The 21,606-nt window shown below is 33.0% G+C and carries 23 protein-coding genes and 1 tRNA gene; 11 read left to right on the top strand and 13 right to left on the bottom strand.

Features of this window, described 5'->3' with window-relative positions; genetic code table 11:
• Nucleotides 1-22 precede the first annotated feature (22 nt).
• From ric to E1J38_RS10365, 9 genes are all read right to left on the bottom strand, one after another.
• The gene (gene ric, locus E1J38_RS10405) at nt 23-739 is read right to left on the bottom strand and encodes an iron-sulfur cluster repair di-iron protein (protein ID WP_133356485.1); all 717 of its coding nucleotides are present in this window, start codon (nt 737-739) and stop codon (nt 23-25) included.
• Between the two features lie 102 nt (nt 740-841).
• Entirely contained in the window at nt 842-1,624 is a 783-nt protein-coding gene (locus tag E1J38_RS10400) for an ABC transporter permease (RefSeq protein WP_133356484.1), read from the bottom strand.
• Entirely contained in the window at nt 1,617-2,324 is a 708-nt protein-coding gene (locus E1J38_RS10395) for an ABC transporter ATP-binding protein (RefSeq protein ID WP_133356483.1), read from the bottom strand. The genes E1J38_RS10400 and E1J38_RS10395 overlap by 8 nt, the downstream gene beginning before the upstream one ends.
• Nucleotides 2,318-3,553, bottom strand: coding sequence for a nitrous oxide reductase family maturation protein NosD (locus tag E1J38_RS10390; RefSeq protein WP_186525853.1), 1,236 nt, complete (start codon nt 3,551-3,553; stop codon nt 2,318-2,320). The genes E1J38_RS10395 and E1J38_RS10390 overlap by 7 nt, the downstream gene beginning before the upstream one ends.
• 5 nt (nt 3,554-3,558) lie before the next feature.
• A complete protein-coding gene (locus E1J38_RS10385; protein WP_133356482.1) occupies nt 3,559-3,996 on the bottom strand; it encodes a nitrous oxide reductase accessory protein NosL in 438 nt (145 codons plus the stop codon).
• Between the two features lie 33 nt (nt 3,997-4,029).
• Nucleotides 4,030-4,629: a hypothetical protein gene (locus E1J38_RS10380; protein ID WP_133356481.1), complete on the bottom strand. Its 600-nt coding sequence runs from the start codon at nt 4,627-4,629 to the stop codon at nt 4,030-4,032.
• Between the two features lie 205 nt (nt 4,630-4,834).
• Complete coding sequence (nosZ, locus tag E1J38_RS10375) at nt 4,835-6,799, bottom strand: Sec-dependent nitrous-oxide reductase (RefSeq protein ID WP_133356480.1); 1,965 nt, start codon at nt 6,797-6,799, stop codon at nt 4,835-4,837.
• Between the two features lie 25 nt (nt 6,800-6,824).
• Entirely contained in the window at nt 6,825-7,397 is a 573-nt protein-coding gene (locus E1J38_RS10370) for a fasciclin domain-containing protein (protein WP_133356479.1), read from the bottom strand.
• Nucleotides 7,398-7,406: 9 nt separating this feature from the next.
• A complete protein-coding gene (locus tag E1J38_RS10365; RefSeq protein WP_133356478.1) occupies nt 7,407-7,910 on the bottom strand; it encodes a c-type cytochrome in 504 nt (167 codons plus the stop codon).
• Between the two features lie 120 nt (nt 7,911-8,030).
• Here E1J38_RS10365 and E1J38_RS10360 point away from each other — a divergent pair, with 120 nt between their 5' ends.
• The 3 genes from E1J38_RS10360 to odhB all read left to right on the top strand — a co-directional run bounded on the left by E1J38_RS10360 (nt 8,031) and on the right by odhB (nt 12,706).
• Nucleotides 8,031-8,459, top strand: coding sequence for an RrF2 family transcriptional regulator (locus E1J38_RS10360; protein WP_133356477.1), 429 nt, complete (start codon nt 8,031-8,033; stop codon nt 8,457-8,459).
• 257 nt (nt 8,460-8,716) lie between these two features.
• Nucleotides 8,717-11,479, top strand: a complete 2,763-nt coding sequence (locus E1J38_RS10355) for a 2-oxoglutarate dehydrogenase E1 component (protein ID WP_133356476.1) — start codon at nt 8,717-8,719, stop codon at nt 11,477-11,479.
• 12 nt (nt 11,480-11,491) lie between these two features.
• Nucleotides 11,492-12,706, top strand: a complete 1,215-nt coding sequence (gene odhB, locus E1J38_RS10350; RefSeq protein ID WP_133356475.1) for a 2-oxoglutarate dehydrogenase complex dihydrolipoyllysine-residue succinyltransferase — start codon at nt 11,492-11,494, stop codon at nt 12,704-12,706.
• Nucleotides 12,707-13,180: 474 nt separating this feature from the next.
• Here odhB and E1J38_RS10345 read toward each other — a convergent pair whose 3' ends face one another.
• Together E1J38_RS10345 and E1J38_RS10340 are read right to left on the bottom strand one after the other, a co-directional pair.
• Nucleotides 13,181-13,822: a response regulator gene (locus tag E1J38_RS10345; protein ID WP_133356474.1), complete on the bottom strand. Its 642-nt coding sequence runs from the start codon at nt 13,820-13,822 to the stop codon at nt 13,181-13,183.
• A gap of 32 nt (nt 13,823-13,854) precedes the next feature.
• Nucleotides 13,855-14,295, bottom strand: coding sequence for a retropepsin-like aspartic protease (locus E1J38_RS10340; protein ID WP_133356473.1), 441 nt, complete (start codon nt 14,293-14,295; stop codon nt 13,855-13,857).
• Between the two features lie 59 nt (nt 14,296-14,354).
• On the opposite strand from E1J38_RS10340, the gene E1J38_RS10335 reads away from it, so the two are divergent.
• The 8 genes from E1J38_RS10335 (at nt 14,355) to E1J38_RS10300 (ending at nt 19,503) form a co-directional block, all read left to right on the top strand.
• Nucleotides 14,355-15,122, top strand: a complete 768-nt coding sequence (locus E1J38_RS10335) for a TatD family hydrolase (RefSeq protein WP_133356472.1) — start codon at nt 14,355-14,357, stop codon at nt 15,120-15,122.
• Nucleotides 15,123-15,125: 3 nt separating this feature from the next.
• Nucleotides 15,126-16,157 (top strand): asparaginase, encoded by a 1,032-nt coding sequence (locus E1J38_RS10330; RefSeq protein ID WP_133356471.1) that lies wholly within the window; start codon nt 15,126-15,128, stop codon nt 16,155-16,157.
• Between the two features lie 80 nt (nt 16,158-16,237).
• Nucleotides 16,238-16,325, top strand: a tRNA-Ser gene (locus E1J38_RS10325).
• A gap of 73 nt (nt 16,326-16,398) precedes the next feature.
• Nucleotides 16,399-17,172, top strand: coding sequence for a MotA/TolQ/ExbB proton channel family protein (locus tag E1J38_RS10320; protein ID WP_133356470.1), 774 nt, complete (start codon nt 16,399-16,401; stop codon nt 17,170-17,172).
• A gap of 20 nt (nt 17,173-17,192) precedes the next feature.
• Nucleotides 17,193-17,624, top strand: coding sequence for a hypothetical protein (locus E1J38_RS10315; protein WP_133356469.1), 432 nt, complete (start codon nt 17,193-17,195; stop codon nt 17,622-17,624).
• Between the two features lie 5 nt (nt 17,625-17,629).
• The gene (locus tag E1J38_RS10310; RefSeq protein ID WP_133356468.1) at nt 17,630-18,217 is read left to right on the top strand and encodes an ExbD/TolR family protein; all 588 of its coding nucleotides are present in this window, start codon (nt 17,630-17,632) and stop codon (nt 18,215-18,217) included.
• A gap of 16 nt (nt 18,218-18,233) precedes the next feature.
• Nucleotides 18,234-18,707 (top strand): ExbD/TolR family protein, encoded by a 474-nt coding sequence (locus E1J38_RS10305; protein WP_133356467.1) that lies wholly within the window; start codon nt 18,234-18,236, stop codon nt 18,705-18,707.
• Nucleotides 18,708-18,816: 109 nt separating this feature from the next.
• Nucleotides 18,817-19,503 carry a porin family protein gene (locus E1J38_RS10300; RefSeq protein WP_133356466.1) on the top strand — a complete coding sequence of 229 codons (687 nt, stop codon included), beginning with the start codon at nt 18,817-18,819 and terminating at the stop codon, nt 19,501-19,503.
• Here the strand turns inward: E1J38_RS10300 and E1J38_RS10295 are convergent.
• Together E1J38_RS10295 and rpoN are read right to left on the bottom strand one after the other, a co-directional pair.
• Nucleotides 19,498-20,103 (bottom strand): hypothetical protein, encoded by a 606-nt coding sequence (locus E1J38_RS10295; protein WP_133356465.1) that lies wholly within the window; start codon nt 20,101-20,103, stop codon nt 19,498-19,500. The genes E1J38_RS10300 and E1J38_RS10295 overlap by 6 nt on opposite strands.
• Nucleotides 20,103-21,557 carry an RNA polymerase factor sigma-54 gene (gene rpoN / locus E1J38_RS10290; RefSeq protein WP_133356464.1) on the bottom strand — a complete coding sequence of 485 codons (1,455 nt, stop codon included), beginning with the start codon at nt 21,555-21,557 and terminating at the stop codon, nt 20,103-20,105. Before rpoN ends, E1J38_RS10295 begins: the two co-directional genes overlap by 1 nt.
• Between the last annotated feature and the right edge of the window lie 49 nt (nt 21,558-21,606).

Raw genomic sequence — 21,606 nt, 5'->3', positions numbered from 1 at the left:
CAACACCTCTATCAGGCTAGGGTTAAGAAAAGCTTAGTTCTAGTTGTTTAGCTTTTGTATGTAAAATATTGTTTTCTAAATGTATATGTTGGTGCAAATCTTGTTCAAACTCTTCAAGTTTAGCATATAATGCTCTAAAAGTATTACAAGCCCCTTCTGGTGGGGTATAATTGTTTGTTAATTGTGCAATGGTTTTAAAAATATCTCCAGCAGACTCGTGTTCTTCTTCCATCATTTGGATGGGGTTATTCACGGTTCCGAACGGAGGAGTACCTAAGGCAGCTCCTTCTTCTTTTAGCCTTAATAATTTTTTGATATAGGGAAATAAAACCAGTTCTTCTTTCTTTAAATGTGCAGCCAATTCATTGGCAACTTCTGTGAATAGTTGGTTGATTTTAATAACTTCTGTATAATGATGTCCGTGTACTTCTGCAACTCTATTTGAGTATTGTAAAATTAACGGAATAGATTCTTCAACATAGGAGTGGTGCACATTAATAATATGGTCTATTAAAAAACCTAAATCCCAAGAGTTATAATCATAAGCTTTGGGAGCAGCATCAACCTGTAGAAGTTCGTTTTTTAGAATTTCATAATCTAGTTCTTTCTTTTCACAAGCTTTTTCGATAGTTATACCTCCCCCGCAGCAAAAATCTATACCGTGTTTTTTAAATACATGGGCGGTTTTTATGTTTTCTGCAACAACCTCTGCAACTGTTTTGTTTTTTATTGAATTCATAGTGTTTTTAAATAAAGGATATTTTTGTCTTTTTTATGATTGTTCAAAAATATAGATTCAGAGAACTATAAAACATGACATTTGTTAGGATTTATACACCGTTTAAAAATCCTTTTTTCTAGACTTTTTAACTATTCTAAGTGTTGGTAAAATCACCCAAATAATTAACATGATAAAGGAAATGATGAGTCCGAAGTTAGTGCCAAAAAACTTTTTAAAGATGGCACCTGTGTATCCTAATAAAGCAGAAATATCGAGTTTTAAAAGAATTAGTGTCCTTGATAAATCAATAGGATTGAGCATTGTTCCTACTAAAGATAGTTTGTCTAACGGGTAGTCTTCAAACATGATTAAAGACATTAAAAAGATACCATCGTAAATAATTGCTAAGAATAACCACAATAAGATGGCGTAACCAAAACCTTTAATTTTGTTTTCGTTTGATAGGGCTATATTAAAAGCTAAAGCGGTGAATATAAACGTAAGGAAAGCTCCAGTTATTAGAAGTAGAGAAAAATCCCAAATAGCAGAAGACTTAAAAAGGCCATATAAAATAAAGGGAATACCCAAGCCTAAAATTAAGCTCATAGAAAGTGATATAGCAACACCTAAATACTGCCCCAGAAATATAGACGATCGTTTTAAAGGTTGAGCCAGTAATAACTCAGTAAATTCTTTGGAATTGTAATAGTACATAACTCCAAAAATGGTGCCTATTAGTGGTACTAAAACAATAATAACATTCATTAGTGTAATAACGGCTTTAGATAGGTCGTTGTTTAAAAATAGTAGAACAGTACCAAGTAAAAGGTAAAATGCTAGATACACATAACTCCAGCGGCTACGCATTAAATCATAAAAACTGTATTTTAATATTTTAAGCATGATTGTTAGTTAAAATAGATGCAATGGCATGTTCAAAATCGGGTTGATTGGTTTTGGTTTTTAACTCTGAAATACTGCCTTTAAAATAAATTTTACCTTCTAATAAAAACACAATTTCATCGGATACTTCTTCAACAAAACTCATAATGTGAGAGGTAATAAGAATGGTTTTTCCGTTGGCTTTTTCGGTTTGTATTAATTCTTTTAGTCTTATTAAAGAAATGGGGTCTAACCCTGTTGTAGGTTCGTCTAAAATAATTAATGGACTATCAAACATAAAGGTTAAAACAATATTTACTTTTTGTTTGGTACCACCAGATAAGTTGCCCAATTTTTTATCTAAAAAAGGTTCTAATCCAAAGAGTTCAATCAACTGTTTATCTGCTTCTGTTTTTCCTCTTAAATCCTTAATCATTTTAATTAATTCTTTTACTTTAAGGTTGTTTGGAAAATTAGCAATTTGCGGTAAATAGTCAATTTTATGTCTGTATGCTGCATTATTTTTTATGTTTTCTCCTAATACAGAAATGTTTCCTTTGTTTGGTATAACCATACATAAAATGGACTTAATTAATGTTGTTTTACCAGAACCATTTGGTCCTAAAACAGCAAAAATACCACCTTCATTAATGGTTAAATCAACACCGCTTAATACCACATTTTTGTTAAATTTTTTATGTAGATTTTCAATGTTTACCATATAATTCTTTTTGTTAAAGGGTTGTTGTCTAAAAGGTTGTCTGGTGTGAAAACGGGTGATACTTTTTCTGAAAAATCGATAATGTCTATAAATAAACTACGTAATAATATGATGGTTTCGGGTGTACGGTTAACAATATATGAAAACAGTTTTACGGGTCTGTAAGGCACATCTCCAATACCATCTTTATTTAAATCGTAGCCAGTGTAATTGCTCCAGAAATTTTTATCAAAAACGTTGTCATTTACTTTACTATTATAGGCTATATCAAATGAGTTATATAGAAAGTTGTTTTCAGTAAAGGTATTGGTATAGCAGGCCCCTCTTACTTTTATAGCCCAACCATTGTTTTCAAAATCATTGTTTTTATAAACAATACGATTGGAACCTTCTATATTAATTCCAATGGTGTTTTCATTAAAAACATTACCAATAATTTCGGCGTCATTTATTTCCTTTAGAAGCATTCCGTAAGAGGCTGTTCCCCAATTTTTCCTAAAAATATTGTTATACATTTTTATTTTTTTCGAAAACATAACAGCCACTCCTGCACCGTTATTTTCAAAGGTGTTATCTTGATAAATATCATCATTAGAAAACATGAAATGCAATCCATAACGTAAATTATTTGTACTTACATTGTTTTTAATTGAACAATTATCTGCAAACTCTAAATATATGCCATCTCTTACATTTTGTACATGATTGTGTTCAACTTCAATATGGTTGCTGTACCACAATTGTATCCCGTTTCCAGAGTTGTATTCTTCTACGGCATCACCAATAACCTTGTTGTGGAAAATTTTTCCGTAGTTGGATTTTTCAATGTAAATACCAAAAAAAAGCTTTTCTAAAACTAAATTCTTAATCTCAAAATATTTGCTTTTTCTCACTCTAATAGCGGCATAATCTTCGGTGTAACTGGTGCCAACATTCATAATAAAGAGTCCATCCACAGTAACATTGCCTGATGTGATGGTAATGATTTCACCTTTAAGTTCGCCATCTATAATTGGGTAGTTTTCTCCTATGATAGTAAGTGGTTTGTTTATTACTATATCATGTTCTTTATAGGTGCCTTTTTTTACAGTAATAGTATCAAAATCTTTTGCTTTTTCAATAGCTGTTTTTAAGGTGTGAATAGGGCAAGTGTTACATACCTCAATATTTTGAGCATTATTAAGGTATGCCATAAATATGGCTAGTAAAAAAACAAACTGTTTTTTCATAATTGCTAGTCTTTAAAATGGGCTAGTAATTCTTCCCAGGAATACAATGTACCACCTTTTTCAGATTGTTTGGTTTCGGCTTCGGCTTTGGTTTTAAAGGCAGAAAGGAAAGCTCCCATTGGACTTGGAATATTCTCACTTATTAAAAAAGTAGATTCTGTGGCATCAATAAGTGCTTCTGGTTCTAAATAGTTGTTTGATAAATATAGTTTGATTGTAGAAGTATCAAATTCATCCATGAAATTAATCATGCACTCTGTAGCATCAAATTTATAAACCTTTCCTTTTTTTGTGACTACTTCTGCAGCATGAATTTTGTCTACAATGGTCATTTTACAGAAATGACAACCATCATTTCCATAATCAATGGGTTTTAGTGAGGTATTACAGCCAACAACCGTCAGCAATAATAAAATTATTGAAAAGTTTTTTAGGGTTTGCATGATTTTTAGTGTTTTTCAGGTAATACGTAATTTTTACATACGTAATGCTTTTTTGTGATTTTTCTTTCCTATTAAATGAGCAACAAATGATCCTGCAATTCCTAAGCCTAGGAATAATGACCCTAGTTGTGGGTATGAATGTGCTGTAAAATTCAAAATGTCTTTACTACCAAATAATGGTGGCTGGAAGCCCATAATAGAGCCATCAGGATTTGTAAATTTCATGATAGCCTTAGGGTCTAAGTCATGACCATAATCATGTTCCCAAAGGTAGAAATCATAAAGTCCGGCAGCACTTAAAACCATCATTAAAATAAACCAAAACAGAAACCATTTATAGTTTCCTTTAAAGGCAATAATCAAACCTATTACGGTTGTAATAATGATGCCTATAGGGAATATTTTGAATTCTGGAATAGCTTCTGGAATATATTTCATGCCAACATAATGATTCATAATATTAATGTTTTTAATGTCGTGCGGGTTAGCATCAGTAAAATCATTAATATGAATGTACATTCCTAATGGTGTAGGGTATTGCGGAGCTTCTAAGGTTATTTTCCAAAGCGGAAATAAGAATAAACCCAGTGGCAATAAAACCGCAATAAGCATGATAATATTTGAGCGTTTCATAATTCTAAATTGAGGGGGTTAAAGTGTTTTAAAAAGAAAGGCGAGAGCGAAATGAATAACTCTCGCCTTATTAAGGGAAATAAACACTAAAACAAAATTTCCCTAAGTTATTTTACTCGATAATCGAGATATAAATGCTCCGAGGTTTGCCTCGAAATCAAAATTAGGTTTCTATAAATGCCTCGTGTGCTCACACTAAGGTAGTTTACTCTATGTCTTCACCTAAAGACCATCTTAGTGGTGTACTAGAATTGGCGGCAGAGACACGAACATAACCTTGCATTTCTTGATGTAATGCAGAACAGAAATCTGTACAATAGAATGGCCATACACCAACTTGCTTAGGCTCCCAAACAAAAGTTTCTGTTTGCCCTGGCATGATTAGTAATTCTGAAGTATTGGCTCCAATCATACTTACACCATGTGGTACATCATAATCTTGTTCTAAATTTGTTATATGGAAATATACTTTGTCACCAACTTTAATACCTTCAATATTATCAGGAGAGAAGTGACTACGTATAGTGGTCATATAAACATGAACATCTTTACCTTCGCGAACAACTTTTGTGTCTGCTTCATTTTTTGTAGCATATGGGTGGTTGTTTTCTTCTAATTTGAATAATTTTTTAGAACGAGGCTTGATTAAATCGGCAGGACATCCAGCAGCATAGTGAGGCTCACCAACTGTTGGGAAATCTAATAATAACTCCATTTTGTCTCCCGAAATATCATATAATTGTGCCGATTGTGTTACCTCTGGACCTGTTGGTAAATAGCGGTCTTTAGTAATTTTATTCATGGCTACAACATACTTGCCAAAAGGCTTCTGAGAGTTACCACCAGGAATCATTAAGTGTCCCACAGAGTAATAACAAGGTTGTCTATCAACAACTTCCCAAGTACCTAATTTCCATTTTACAACTTCAGAAGAAATAAAGAATGTAGTATAAGCGTTTCCTTTTCCGTCAAACTCGGTATGTAAAGGGCCTAAACCTGGTTGCTCAACAACACCAGCTAATGAAGCTTCAAAATCTATAATTGGAATGCCATAAGCATCTCCAGCAAAACTTTCGTTTTCAATGGCAGCAAGCATTTTTGTAAATGAATGTACTGTTAAGTTTGCAGATAATTTACCACTACCAACAATATATTCTCCAGTTGGATCTACATCACAACCGTGAGGTGATTTAGGAGTTGGCATTAAATATACAGCACCAGGAACGTCTAAAGGATTTACAGTAAGTACCTCTTTTTTCATTGTTGAAGTAGCAGTGTGAGTAGACTCATCATATACGTTATGAGCATAGTTGGCCGCCATCATGGTACCGCCACCATTATTTACGTATTCTTCAATTTTTTTCCAATTAACAGCTGCAATAAAGTCTTTGTCATTTTGAGAAGCATTAACCTCCATGAGTGTACTAGCTTCTTCTGTATTATAAGTACTAAAGAAGAACCATCCATGAGATTTTCCTCTACCAGGGTGTGATAAATCATAATCAAAACCAGGCATGATTAATTGGAATTTAATATCCATATGTCCATGCTCTGGATCAACAGAAATGAAAGATAAAGCACCTTTAAAGTTTCCTTTATAATCTTTTATTGGCATATCTTTTTGAGGAATAGGAACAGAGAAACGTGTTCCTGCTACTACATACTCTGTGTTTTCGGTAACGAAAGAAGAACTATGGTTACCTGCACTATTAGGTACCTCTATTATTTCAGTAGTTTCAAAAGTTGATAAATCAATCTTGGCAATACGTGGTGTGTTGTTACCATTTATAAATACCCAACGGCCATCTATTACTCCATTAGTTTGAGAAATGTCAGGGTGGTGAGAATCATCCCAAGGAACAAAACCGTGAGATGTGTTTAACATGGGTTTAGTTTCTTCGTTATACCCATAGGCTTTTTCTGCATCTTGAGAGAATACAGGAATTACTTTAAATAAACGTCCAGATGGTAATCCATAAACAGATAATTGTCCGCTAAAACCGCCAGAGATAAAGGCGTAAAACTCATCGTGCTCACCAGGGTTAACGTACACTTTTTCGGCTGCGCTTCCAGATAATGCTCCCGCATTTTGGTTTGATGTATTATTACAGCTGGTAAACGCTACAAGAATACTCAAAAGAGCAACCATTGATTTTAATATATTTTTCATAATTATTTAGATTTAGTTAGAATTTTTATTCGCTTGGAGGTAAAAGCACCTTGTCTATTACATGTACAATACCGTTACCTGCTTTAACACTTGCAATAATGTTAGCGCCACCAATTACAGGTTTACCGTCAACTACTTCAACTTGAACATATTGATTGTTTGCTTGTCCTAATTTTGGAAGTTTTGTTAATATGGTTGTACTTAAGTTACCAGGTGTAACGTGGTATTTTAAAATATTGGCAAGTGTTGCTTTGTTTTCTGGTTTAACCAAATTTTCAACAGTACCCTCAGGCAGTGCATCAAAAGCGGCATCGGTAGGGGCGAAAACAGTTAAAGGGCCAACATTTACCAAAGCGTTTTCTACTTGAGCAGCTTGAACTGCTGCTACAAGTGTTTTGTGGTCTGGAGAACCAATAGCTATTTGTAAACAATTTGGAGTAGCTTCATCATCTTGAATGAATGCTTGACCAGTTTGCGTGGTGGAAGTTTCTGTATCTGAAACAGTAGAGGTCGTTGAGGCTTCTTTGTTTTCATTCTTACAAGCTGCAAATGCAATTAGGCAAAGTGCAGATAAAAGAATCTGTTTAATGGTTTTCATTTTTTGGTGTTATTTTAAGGTTCTAAAGTATTCTAATACAGCTCTGGCATCTTCTTCAGATAAGCTCTGGTTGGCCATTGGAGCACCATTAAATTCCATTAATAATGCTTTGGCTAATGGGTCTTTCTGAGTCATTTCAACAGGATTTAAAATCATATTCATTATCCACTCTGGAGTACGACGTTCTGTAATGCCTTTTGGAGATGGTCCTATGAATTTTTTATCGGCTCTATGACAAGCGGTACATAGTTTTTTAAAAACTTCGGCACCATGGGCAGCCATTTTTTCATCAACCGCATCATTTAAGGTTAACGATGTAATAGGGCCAATGCCCTTATTAGTAAGGTCTATTTGTTGTGAAGGAGGTTCAGACGTCTCTTTCTTTACTTCTTTTTTAGTGCTAGTTTCTTGTTTTTCATAGCTAAAACCTTCCTTCTTTTTTTCTTCTTTGCCACCACAATTCATTAATATTGCAGTAAATAAGATGGTCATTAGTTTTAGTGTAGTTCTCATAAGTGTGGATTTTATACGAATAACAAAACTAGCTAGTAAAAGAAGTAAAAAATATGATAAAAATCATATTTAAGATGTATTCGTCTTTTTTATATTTGTAATTTAATTTTGACGTGAGATATGCTCTCAAATTCATCTAAATATGCTATTAAAGCCGTTCTGTTTTTAGCTATTCATTCTAATAATAAGAGAGTGATGGTTAAGGATATTTCTGATCCTATAAATGTGCCTCAAGCGTATTTGGCAAAGTTGCTACAGCCTTTGGTTAAGGAAGAATTGGTGTCCTCTGTTAGAGGGCCTAAAGGTGGGTTTTATTTAAACGAAGAAAACTTGAATCATTCAGTAATAGATATTATTCGTGTTATTGATGGCGAAGAAAAACTTAATTCTTGTATGTTGAGTTTAGAAAAATGTAATGAAGAAAAACCTTGCCCGTTACATAATATGCTAGTCGTTTCAAGAAAGAATATTTTAAATAATCTTGAGAATAGAACCATTAAAGAGCTTGCGTTAGCTGTTGAAAAAGGCAATGCCTTTTTACCTCTTTAATACATCCTTTTAATTATCTTCAATATTAAGGGCTTAATTAAAAATTAATCAAACTATTACAAAAAAGTACGCTTGTTTTTAACGATTTTAAAAAAACTAAACAAAAATTTAGTAATCATCAAAAAATTAACATTCAATCAATAATATTTGCTAAAAGTGTTGGCTGCATACATAATTCTTTAGCTTAGATAACCTAATGTTTATAAAAGTTGTATTTTTGGAAGATGTTTTTTTAAGAAGAGTTAGGATAAGAAAAAATGGATAAATTTTCCTTTTTAAATGCAGCGCATACAGCATATTTTGCTGATTTATACGAGCAATATTTACAAAACCCAGATAGTGTTGAACCAAGTTGGAGAGCTTTTTTTCAAGGATATGATTTTGGAAGTGAAAACTATGGATTAAACGGAGAGATTATAGAGGGCGTTTCTACTCAAGTGCCTGAACATCTACACAAAGAGTTTCAGGTTGTGAAGCTTATTGATGGGTATAGAATGCGGGGACATTTGTTTACAAAAACAAATCCAGTTAGAGGTAGAAGAACTTATTTTCCAACTTTAGATTTAGAGAATTTTGAACTATCAGAAGCCGATTTAGATACGGTTTTCAATGCTGGTGAGATTTTAGGTTTACAAGCGCAGACTTTACGTGAGATTATTAAGCACTTAGAACAGATTTACTGTGATTCTATTGGTGTAGAATACATGTATTTGAGAAATCCAGACGTTATAAAATGGTGGCAGGATAAACTAAATGTGAATGATAATCACCCTGTGTTTTCCTTAGAAACTAAAAAATATATACTTTCAAAATTAAATCAAGCATTTACTTTTGAGAACTTTCTTCAGACTAAATATGTTGGTCAAAAGCGTTTTTCCTTGGAAGGCGGGGAGTCTTTGATACCAGCCATTAGTAACACATTATACAATGCCGTTGAAAAATTTGGAGTTAAGGAATGTGTTTTAGGTATGGCGCACCGTGGCCGTTTAAGTACGCTGGTTAATATTTTTAGAAAACCACTACATGAACTTTTTAGTGAGTTTGAAGGTAAGGATTTTGAAGATGAAAATATTGATGGCGATGTGAAATATCATTTAGGTTTAACGCTAGATAAAACCTATCAGAATGGTAAATCTATAAAAATGAATTTGGTGCCAAATCCATCTCATTTAGAAACTGTAGGGCCTGTTGTTGAGGGTATTACAAGGGCTAAAATTGATGATGATTATAATGGTGATGATTCTAAAATCTTGCCTATTATAGTACATGGCGATGCTGCAATTGCAGGTCAGGGAATTGTCTATGAAGTAGCTCAAATGAGTATGTTAAATGGTTATAAAACAGGTGGTACCATCCATATTGTAGTCAATAACCAAATAGGTTTTACTACCAACTACCTAGATGCACGTTCAAGTACGTATTGTACAGATGTTGCTAAGGTTACTTTGTCTCCAGTAATGCATGTAAATGCTGATGATGCCGAAGCTGTAGTACATGCCATAGAAATGGCTTTAGATTACAGAATGCGTTTTAAAAAGGATGTGTACATTGATTTGTTAGGATATAGAAAGTATGGTCATAATGAAGGAGATGAACCAAGGTTTACCCAACCTAAGCTTTATAAATACATTGCAAAACATCCTAATCCATATAAAATTTATTCTGATAAGTTAATTTCTGAAGGTACCATTGACAAAGCTTATTCTGATGCCATAGTTGCAGAGTTTAAAAACACTCTAGAGAGTGAATATACTAAGGCTAAAGAAGCAGAAGCATCAAAAGTTAGAGAGTTCATGCAGGAACGCTGGACAAATTTTCAAAGAAGGGGATTAGATGCAATGCTTGAAACTATTGACACAAAATATCCTGAAGATAATTTAAAGAATATTTCCAAAGTTGTATCAACGGTTCCAGATGGTGTTAAGTTTTTACGTAAAGCAGAGCGTATTTTACAAGGACGTGAAAAAATGGTTTTTGAAACCGATACTCTTGATTGGGGAATGGGAGAAACTCTAGCATACGGAAGTTTGTTGGAAGAAGGCTTTAATGTTAGAATTTCAGGTCAGGATGTGGAACGTGGTACCTTTAGTCATCGTCATGCTATTTTACGTGATGAGATTTCAGAAGAAAGAATCAACTTATTAAATACAAACCCGAATAATAAAGGCGAAATGTATATTTATAATTCGTTTTTATCAGAATATGGTGTGTTGGGATTTGATTATGGCTATGCTATGGCAAATCCAAATACATTAACTATTTGGGAAGCACAGTTTGGAGATTTCAGCAACGGAGCTCAAATTATTTTTGACCAATACCTCTCAGCTGCCGAAGATAAATGGAAATCACAAAACGGTCTTGTAGTATTATTACCTCATGGTTACGAGGGGCAGGGTTCAGAACATTCATCAGCAAGAATGGAACGTTATTTACAGCTTTGTGCTAATGATAACATGATTGTTGCAGATTGTACTACACCAGCAAACTTTTTCCATTTGTTGCGTCGCCAAATGAAGCGCGATTTCAGAAAACCACTTATTGTATTTACACCTAAAAGTTTATTGAGACATCCAAAAGCCGTGTCTTCTATAAAGGAATTAGCTAACGGTGAATTTCAAGAAATAATTGATGACACTATCCATCCTGATAAGGTTAAGAAATTGGTGTTCTGTACTGGCAAGTTTTATTATGAGTTGTTGGAAGAGCGAGAAAAGCTAAACAGGGAGGATGTGGCAATTGTAAGAATTGAACAGCTGTTCCCACTACATTTTGATAAAATTCAAGAAGTGATTAACAAATATTCAAATGTTGAGAAGTACATTTGGGCTCAAGAGGAACCTAAAAATATGGGAGCCTGGGGCTTTATGACGCAACGATTAGATATAGTTAAATTAGAGGTTTGCTCAAGACCTTACAACTCTGTGCCGGCACCAGGTTCTAGTACAAGAGATAGAGCAAGACAACGTCGCGTTATTGAAGACGTTTTCGACATAAATAAGAACAATTTAGAATATAATTAAAATTATTTAGAGATGATTTTAGAAATGAAGGTACCATCACCAGGAGAGTCTATTACCGAGGTAGAAATAGCTACATGGTTAGTTGAAGATGGCGATTATGTAGAAAAAGACCAAGCTATTGCAGAGGTAGATAGTGATAAGGCTACTCTTGAGCTTCCTGCAGAGGCTAGTGGTACTATAACCTTAAAAGCTGAAGAAGGTGATGCTGTTGCTGTTGGAGCTGTAGTTTGTCATATAGATACTGCTGCTGATAAACCCGAAGGAGGAAAGGTAGCCAAGGCAGAAGTTAAGGAAGAAACTCCAAAAGCAGAGACAGTTGCTAGTGTATCAAGTCAACAAGAATCTACGTATGCTACAGGAACAGCAAGTCCAGCAGCTAAAAAGATTTTAGCTGAAAAAGGCATTGAGGCAGCTTCTGTAAGTGGAACTGGTAAAGACGGCCGTGTTACTAAAGAGGATGCTATTAAAGCAGTGCCTTCTATGGGAACACCAACAGGTGGTAATCGTAGTACTTCCAGAAGTAAAATGTCTATGTTACGTCGTAAAGTAGCAGAGCGTTTGGTTGAGGCTAAAAATACAACAGCTATGTTAACTACTTTTAATGAAGTTGACATGTCTCCAATTTTCGCATTAAGAAGCGAATACAAAGAAACATTTAAAGCTAAGCATGGTGTAAGCCTAGGGTTTATGAGTTTCTTTACTCTAGCGGTAGTACGGGCTTTAGAAATGTATCCAGCAGTAAACTCAATGATTGACGGTAAGGAAATGCTAACTTATGATTTCTGTGACATTAGTATTGCGGTTTCAGGACCAAAAGGATTAATGGTGCCGGTAATTAGAAATGCTGAAAACTTAAGTTTTAGAGGCGTAGAGTCTGAAGTAAAACGTTTAGCACTTCGTGCAAGAGATGGGCAAATTACCGTTGATGAAATGACCGGTGGCACCTTTACAATTACCAACGGAGGTGTATTTGGAAGTATGTTGTCTACACCAATTATTAATCCTCCTCAAAGTGGTATTTTAGGAATGCATAACATTGTTGAACGCCCTGTAGCTGTTGATGGTAAAGTAGAAATTAGACCAATAATGTATGTAGCATTGTCTTATGACCATAGAATTATTGATGGTAAAGAAAGTGTTGGGTTTTTGGTAGCTGTTAAAGAAGCGCTGGAAAACCCAACAGAGATTTTAATGAATAATGATGTAAAAAAGGCTTTAGAATTATAAAAAGAATCACTTTTTAATTAAGAAAAAAGGGATGTTCAATTAGAGCATCCCTTTTTTCGTCTCTTTATTTAACTAACTAAAACAAGTAATAAGATTTACAGTAATAATGATAGCTACAATTATCGATAATCCCACTATACAACATTTATCCAAAATTCTATTGTCTTGCTCCATTATAAAAGATTGATTTATAGTTTAAGTTTTAGGAAAAACTCTGCACATAAAATATGCAGAGTTTGGATTATAATTCTATCTCTCAAAAAAGAATTATATAGCTTAATAGCAGGTATAAAATTAATATAGAGTGATAAGAAATAAAATAAGCACTTGTACGTATTTTTTAAATTAAGAGGTGTGTTTTAAAAGCGAAAGCTCTGGGCCAAAACGATACCAGAGCTTTCTTAATTCTCCCTAAGAACTAATTAATAGCATTGTAAAGGTAATTTAAAAGACCTGTTCAGGAAATACGCACTTCTACGTATTTTTTATATTAGACTTATTAAGATTTGCCCAAATTGAAAGAGAGGTTGGTTTGTTATCTAATCTTAGTTTAGCAACAATATTACTTCTGTGTTTATCAACTGTTCTTACAGAAATTGATAGTTCTTGAGCTATATCATTACTGGTTTTATTTTCAGAAATAAGCTTAACAATTTTTAATTCAGATTTCGTCAAAAGTTTAATAGATTCTAAATGGCTACCATTAGGGCTGTAGTTTAAGAATTTAGCAATTTCGTCACTAAAATAAGGTTTGCCCAGCACTGCGTTTTCAATACAGATTTCAATTTCTTCAACAGCAAATTCTTTTAGAATATAACCATATACATTGAATTTTTTGGCTTGATTAAATATGTCTTTTTCTTTATCAAAAGTGATTAAAATAATTTTTGTGGGTATGTTGTTTTTTTGGCAATCTTCAGCAATTTCCAAACCTGTCTTATGCGGCATTCTAATATCAAGAATAGCAATATCTGGCTTCAATTTAACAATTAAATTGTAAGCGGTATTTCCGTCGGTAGTACTTTCTAATATATTAAATCCTTTTGAAGTTAAAAAATCTGTTAACCCTCTTAACATCAATGGATGATCATCTGCAATAACAATAGAAGTATTCATTTGTTTCAGAAAGATAGAAAATTGTAGTTAAGTTATACTTTTAAATATAAATATTTCTTCTGATAATCTATGATGGCTTTTCCTTTTTTTAATATGTCAGCACCTATAATCCCATCAACTGGTTTAGAATTATGATTAATCAAAGCCGTATTTACATGTGTTAAGTTAAACAGTACCAAAACCATTTTATTATAGCGCCATTTTCCAATTTTAACTTTATTTTTTTTTGACATTTTGGTCTCCATGTCTATGGCACCTGCACCTGCTGCTTTAATAGATGAATCTTCGGCAGTAAGCTTAAAAGTCTCTACACTTTCAAACCCAACACAAGAACTTGACGCACCCGTGTCTAAAATAAACAACCCTCGTTTCCCATTTATGGTAGCTTTAATTTCAAAGTGATTTGTTTTGGTAAGGTGTAATTTTATTTTGGTATATCCTTTTTTAAGTAAAAATTCTTGAAGCGTCTCCATTAAACCTTAATTTTAGGTAAAAGTATACTATTTTTACAAAAACATAAAGACCCTTATACTTGATTATTACAGATACCCACACTCATTTATATAGTGAAGCTTTTGATGAAGACAGACATGACATGATTAAGCGTGCTGTTGATCATAATATATCTAGATTCTTTATTCCTGCTATCGATTCAACGTATACAGCATCTATGTTGCAATTAGAAAAGGATTTTTCAGATAATGTGTTTTTAATGATGGGATTACATCCAACCCATGTCAAGGAGAATTATAAAGAAGAGCTTCAACACGTAGAAGAGATGTTGACTAAAAGACTTTTTTATGCCGTAGGCGAAATTGGAATAGACCTTTATTGGGATAAAACTACCCTTGGTATTCAACAAGAAGCTTTTAAATATCAAATTGAACTAGCTAAGCAATATGGTTTACCTATTGTCATTCATTGCAGAGAAGCCTTTGATGAGATATTTGAAGTTTTAGAAGATGTGAATGACGATAAACTTTTTGGAATTTTTCACTGTTTTACGGGTAATTTAGAACAAGCGCATCAAGCCATGTCCTATAATATGAAGTTAGGCATTGGCGGTGTAGTAACTTTTAAAAATGGAAAAATTGATAAATTTTTAAACAAAATTGATTTACAACATATTGTATTAGAAACTGATGCACCTTATCTGGCACCTGTTCCATACAGAGGAAAACGAAATGAAAGTTTGTATATATTAAAGGTGTTGGATAAGCTTTCAGAAATTTATAATTTACCAATTGAAGAAATAGCAAGCATTACAACTCAAAACTCTAAAGACGTATTTGGCGTTTAATTCATGATCCACTCAAAATCTAACATATTGTTAATTTACACAGGAGGAACCATTGGTATGGTAAAGGACTTTAAAACTAATGCATTAAAAGCATTCGATTTTAAAACACTTTTAGATAAAATACCAGAGTTACAACTTTTAGATTGTAATATTGAGACGGTGTCTTTTAAAGAACCAATTGATTCCAGTAACATGAGTCCCAAATATTGGGTTCAAATAGCAGAGGTGATTGAAAATAGTTATGATGATTTTGATGGTTTTGTTGTGTTGCATGGTAGTGATACAATGAGTTACACAGCATCGGCATTAAGTTTTATGTTAGAGAATTTAAAGAAACCAGTGGTGTTTACGGGGTCTCAATTACCTATCGGAGATTTAAGAACCGATGCCAAAGAGAATTTGATAACATCTATTCAAGTAGCTTCTTTACAAAAAGATAATAAACCAATAATCCAAGAGGTGTGTTTGTATTTTGAATACAAATTATATAGAGGCAATAGAACCACAAAAATGAATGCTGAACATTTTGAAGCTTTTGCATCACCTAATTATAATGAATTGGCTGTATCTGGGGTGCATTTAAAAGTTAATAAAAAATATTTGTTTAAACCTGATGTTGACAAGCCATTACAAGTTCATAAATATCTAGATAATAATATAGCGCTTATCAAGTTATTTCCAGGTATAACTAAAGCGGTTATTCAAAATGTATTTGAGACACCAGATTTAAAAGCTGTGATTTTGGAAACTTATGGAGCAGGAAATTGTACTACCGAACGTTGGTTTATTAATTTGTTAAAAGAGAAAATTTCTTGTGGGATACATATTATTAATATCACCCAATGTCTGGGAGGAAGTGTTATGATGGGGCATTATGAAACCAGTAATTGGCTTAAAAAAATTGGCGTCATATCAGGTAAAGACCTTACTACTGAAGCAGCAGTTACTAAGGTAATGTATTTATTAGGACAGAATATTTCCACAGAAAATTTTAAATCAACTTACGAAATGTCTTTAAGAGGAGAAATGACCTAAATTTAACCTTGTAAAATTTTAAGGTTTAAAGAATTTTTTGTTATTTCATCCCCCGTAATTAATACGATTGAAATATTTATAGAGAGGTGGCCGAGTGGTCGAAGGCGCACGCCTGGAAAGTGTGTATACCTCAAAAGGGTATCGAGGGTTCGAATCCCTTCCTCTCTGCTGTTATTTTTACTATTTAATTGCATTTTTTTTTTATCTTTAACACTTTAACTAATAAAATTAAGATCGAGACATGAAAAGATTATTTTCTATCCTAGCCATTTCAGGAATGATGGTATTTGGAACTGCTAATGCAACTACAATTGCAACCACAACAACTACAGCAACTACTGTGACAATTCAAGAAGATGCCGATGCTGCTGCACCTGCCGAATCACTTGGGTTTCACCAAGAATTAAAAAAGAGATTTATTGAAGGAGGTCCTGGATTTATGGGGATTGTATTGTTATGTTTAATTCTAGGTTTAGCAATTGCTATTGAGAGAATTATCTTTTTAAATCTTTCTACAACAAATACAAAAAAATTAACTCAAAGTGTAGAAGATGCTTTATCTTCTGGGGGTGTAGAAGCTGCTAAAGAAGTTTGTAGAAATACTAAAGGCCCTATTGCTTCTATTTTCTATCAAGGTTTAGATAGAACTGACGAAGGTATTGACGCTGCTGAAAAAGCTGTTGTTGCTTACGGAGGTGTTCAAATGGGACAGTTAGAGAAGAATGTTTCTTGGATTTCTTTATTTATTGCTCTAGCGCCTATGCTTGGTTTCATGGGTACTGTAATTGGTATGATTAACGCATTCGATAAAATTGAAGCAGCAGGAGATATGCAACCATCACTTGTGGCAGGAGGTATTAAGATAGCGCTTTTAACAACGGTATTTGGTCTTATTGTGGCTATCATTCTTCAAATTTTTTATAATTACATTATTGCTAAAATTGATAGTATAGTTAATGATATGGAGGATGCCTCTATTACATTAATGGACTTATTAATTAGAAATAAAAAGTAATAATTAAAGAATAAAAGATTATGGGTTTACATAAAATATTAAAAATAGTAGCTTTTGCTATAGCCATTATTGGCGCAATTTTTGCGCTAATGATAATAGCAGGAGATGAAGGAAGTGCTGGTGGTCCTGCAGGTAACATGTTGTATGTTACATATGTAGTACTAGCATTAATTGTAGGTCTGGTTGTAATATTTGTTATTAAAGGATTATTTGCAGGAAACATCAAGAAGACTCTGTTGACTGTAGGTGCTTTTTTAGCAATTGTGTTTATTTCATATGCCATGTCATCAGGAACAGATTTAGATTTACAGCCGTTTGTTGATAAAGGGCAAGACATTACAGAGGCAACATCTAAGAAAGTGGGAGCAGGTTTATATACCTTTTATGTATTAGCTTTTTTAGCTATTGCATCTATGGCTTTCTCTGGAGTAAAAAAAATGTTTAATAAATAATTATTATGGCAAAAAGAGCAGCACCAGAAGTAAATGCAGGCTCCATGGCCGACATTGCGTTCTTATTACTTATATTTTTCTTGGTAACAACTACTATTGAGGTAGACTCTGGGATTAACCGTAAGTTACCGCCAATGGAAGAGTCAGATGAGGATGTAGTTATTAAGCAAAAGAACATCTTTACGGTTTTGCTGAATGGTAAAGATCAATTACTTGTAGAAGATGAATTAATGGAACTTAAAGACTTAAGAGCAGCAGCAAAAGAGTTTTTAGATAACGGTGGCGACGGATCTTGTTCTTATTGTAAAGGAAAAAAAGATCCTAAATCATCAGACAATCCTGATAAGGCTATTATTTCGTTAAAAAATGAAAGAGAAACTACTTATAAAACCTACATAGCGGTTCAAAATGAACTGGTAGCGGCTTATAATGAGTTAAGAGATAGAAGAGCTCAAGAACTGTATCGTAAATCTTTCACAGAAATGCAAGCTAATTATAAAGATGTTAATTGGCCAGGGAACAAAGACAAGCTTAAAGAAAAGATAGACCAAATTAAGTTGGAATATCCACAAAAGCTTTCAGAAGTACAATAATTTAACATTAACTAATATGTCTAAATTTAAAAAGAAAAAGAGCGGCGCTTTACCAGCTATATCTACAGCATCTTTACCAGATATTGTATTTATGTTATTATTCTTTTTTATGGTGGCTACCGTAATGAGGGAAAATACCTTAATGATTGAAAATAATTTGCCGTTTGCAGATCAGGTTGAAAAGCTTGACAAGAAAGACTTGGTTATGTATATATATGCAGGAAAACCAAGTGAAAATTTTAAGCAATATGGTACAGAAGCAAGAATTCAATTAAATGACAAACTTGCTGATGTAAGTGATATTGCAGCTTTTATTGCTGCAGAAAGGGCTGCCAAAAGAGAAGAGTTAGTTCCTTTTTTAACTACGGCTTTGAAAGTTGATAGTGATGCAAACATGGGGTTAATTGGAGATATTAAGCAAGAACTAAGAAAAGTTAATGCGCTTAAAATTAACTATACTACCAAAAAAGGTAGCGTGTTTGGAAGATAGTTTATAATCTTGATTTTATATAGGTATAGAGGCGTTTTGAATTTTCAAAACGCCTTTTTTTCATTGTAGCAATTTTATTGTAGCTAAATTTTTTTTAATATAGATTAACATGAAATATTTTGTACTTATTATACTTTGTTTTTTAAGTGTAGAACAACTATTTGCTCAAGAACATGTTGATATAGAAGTAGATTCGCTTTATAAAGAAGACCAATTCTATGCTGGAGTCACTTATAATTTATTAGGAAAAAAACCGGTTAATTTAAAGCAAAGTGGGTTTTCACTGGGTTTTCAGTTAGGTTTCATAAAAGATATGCCCATTAATAAAAGGAGGAATTTAGCATTTGGATTAGGACTTGGGTATTCAGCTAATTCATTTAATCAAAACTTGCTCATTAATAGAGAATCTAATGAGTTAACCTATAGTATTCTAGCTGAGGAAACTTTTACAAAAAATAAATTTTCAAGTCATTTAATAGAAGTTCCGTTTGAATTTAGATGGCGTTCGTCTTCACCTTTAAACTATAGTTTTTGGAGAATTTATACCGGCTTTAAAGTTAGTTATGTTGTAGCACACACTACAAAACACAATGGAGATTTAGGAAACATTAAATTTAGAGATATTGAAGACTTTAATAAGTTTCAATATGGGTTTACCCTTAGTCTGGGTTATGATACTTGGAACATATATATGTACTACGCTTTAAACCCTATATTTTCAGATAATGTTATACTTAATGGTGAACAATTAAACATGAATGCCATAAAAATAGGCCTTATGTTTTACATTTTATAACCAATATGGGACCAGCAAGAGTTGCGGAATTACTCCAATAAAAATACCCATTAGTAACTCTTTGTATGTATGCGCATTTACATGTAGTCTTGAGGTTGCAACTGCTCCGCTAATTATAGCCATTAAGGCTAAGGTACCATTTATATTAATACTAAAATGAATACTTAAGGCGATAAAAAACATAAATACCCCAGAAACGGCTATCATATGTATACTAGCTTTAAATTTAAAAAAGGCGAGAACTAAACATGTCATTGATGAAATTAAAATACCAACAAAGAAAAAATACAACTCAATTATTTGGGTTGGTGTTAAAATACGTTGAATAACAATAATCACAACAATACAATTAAGAATTAAGGGTAAAATACGTTCTGATGTTGTTTCAAGGTAGATTGATTTTACCTTGCCTAATGTTTTTAATAAAAAATACAGAAGAATGGGTAGAATTATTGTGAGAATGAATAGCGATATTAATTTGGCCGTTATAACTTCTTTTGGAATGAACCTGGGCGATTTAGAAAAGTAGAATATAACACCCAGTAAAGGCATTAACAATGGATGAAAAATAAACGAGATACTCCTTAAAAGATGATTCATTATATTTTTTTACGTAATCTAGCAACAGGAATATCTAGTTGCTCTCTATATTTGGCAACTGTTCTTCTAGCAATTGGATAACCTTTTTCTTTCAAAATACCCGCCAAAGTTTCATCAGTTAATGGTTTTTTCTTGTCTTCTTCTTCAATAACGGTTTCTAAAATTTTCTTGATTTCTCTAGTAGAGACATCTTCACCCTGATCATTTTTCATGGATTCTGAAAAGAATTCCTTAATTAGTTTAGTTCCGTAGGGTGTATCAACATATTTACTATTGGCAACTCTGGAAACTGTAGACACATCCATATTGATTTCGTCTGCAATATCCTTAAGAATCATAGGCTTCAAATTACGCTCATCACCAGTTAAAAAATATTCTTTTTGGTAATGCATAATCGCACTCATAGTCACAAAAAGTGTTTGTTGTCGTTGTTTAATGGCTTCAATAAACCATTTGGCAGCATCTAATTTTTGCTTAATGAAAATAATGGCATCTTTTTGGGATTTAGATTTGTCCTTAGAATCTTTGTATCCCTTAAGCATATTGTTGTACTCCCTTGAAACATGAAGTTCTGGTGCATTCCTGCCATTAAGAGTTAACTCTAATTCACTATCAACTATTTTAATGGCAAAATCTGGTACAATATGCTCAACAATGCGGTTATTACCAGAATAAGACCCACCAGGTTTTGGATTTAGGTGTTCAATCTCAGAAATAGCATCTTTTAATTGCATTTCAGAAATATCAAATTTCTGAATTAACTTTTGATAGTGTTTCTTGGTGAATTGTTCAAAAGCATTATCAATTATGTCTATAGCTAATTCTATATCTGGAGTCTTTTCTTTTCTATGAAGTTGAATGCTGAGGCACTCCTGCAAATTTCTTGCACCCACTCCAGCCGGGTCTAACTGATGTACTATTTTTAGAACGTTTTTAATGTTAGATTCTTCGGTATAGACATTTTGTGTAAATGCCAAATCATCCATTATATCTGATAAAGATCTTCTTATATACCCACTTTCGTCAACACTTCCTACCAAAAACTCAGCAATATCTCGTTCTTCATCAGTTAATCTATAAGTATTTAGTTGATTTATTAAATGTTGTGTAAACGATGTTCCAGCAGCATAAGGCATTGTTTTCTCTTCATCGTCACTACTGTAATTATTGACTTGTGTACGATAATCTGGAATTTCATCATCACTTAAATATTCGTCAACATTGATATCTTCAGCATTAATGGTTTCGTTGTCATTATAATCGTCATTATTATCGAATTCAGAATCATATTCCTCTTTATTTTCTTTACCGCTTTCTAATGCAGGATTTTCCTCTAATTCTTGTTTAAGCCTTTGCTCAAAAGCTTGTGTAGGCAACTGAATCAATTTCATTAATTGAATCTGCTGAGGCGATAGTTTTTGTGATAATTTAAACTGTAAATGTTGCTTGAGCATATTTTGATTTGGTTTGAGTTAAAAGTATAAAATTTCTTTTAACTACAAT

This window comes from Seonamhaeicola sediminis, assembly GCF_004358095.2.
GTDB lineage: Bacteria > Bacteroidota > Bacteroidia > Flavobacteriales > Flavobacteriaceae > Seonamhaeicola > Seonamhaeicola sediminis.
The sequence above is the reverse complement of the archived record's forward strand: the minus strand, read 5'-3'. Positions and strand labels throughout refer to the sequence as shown.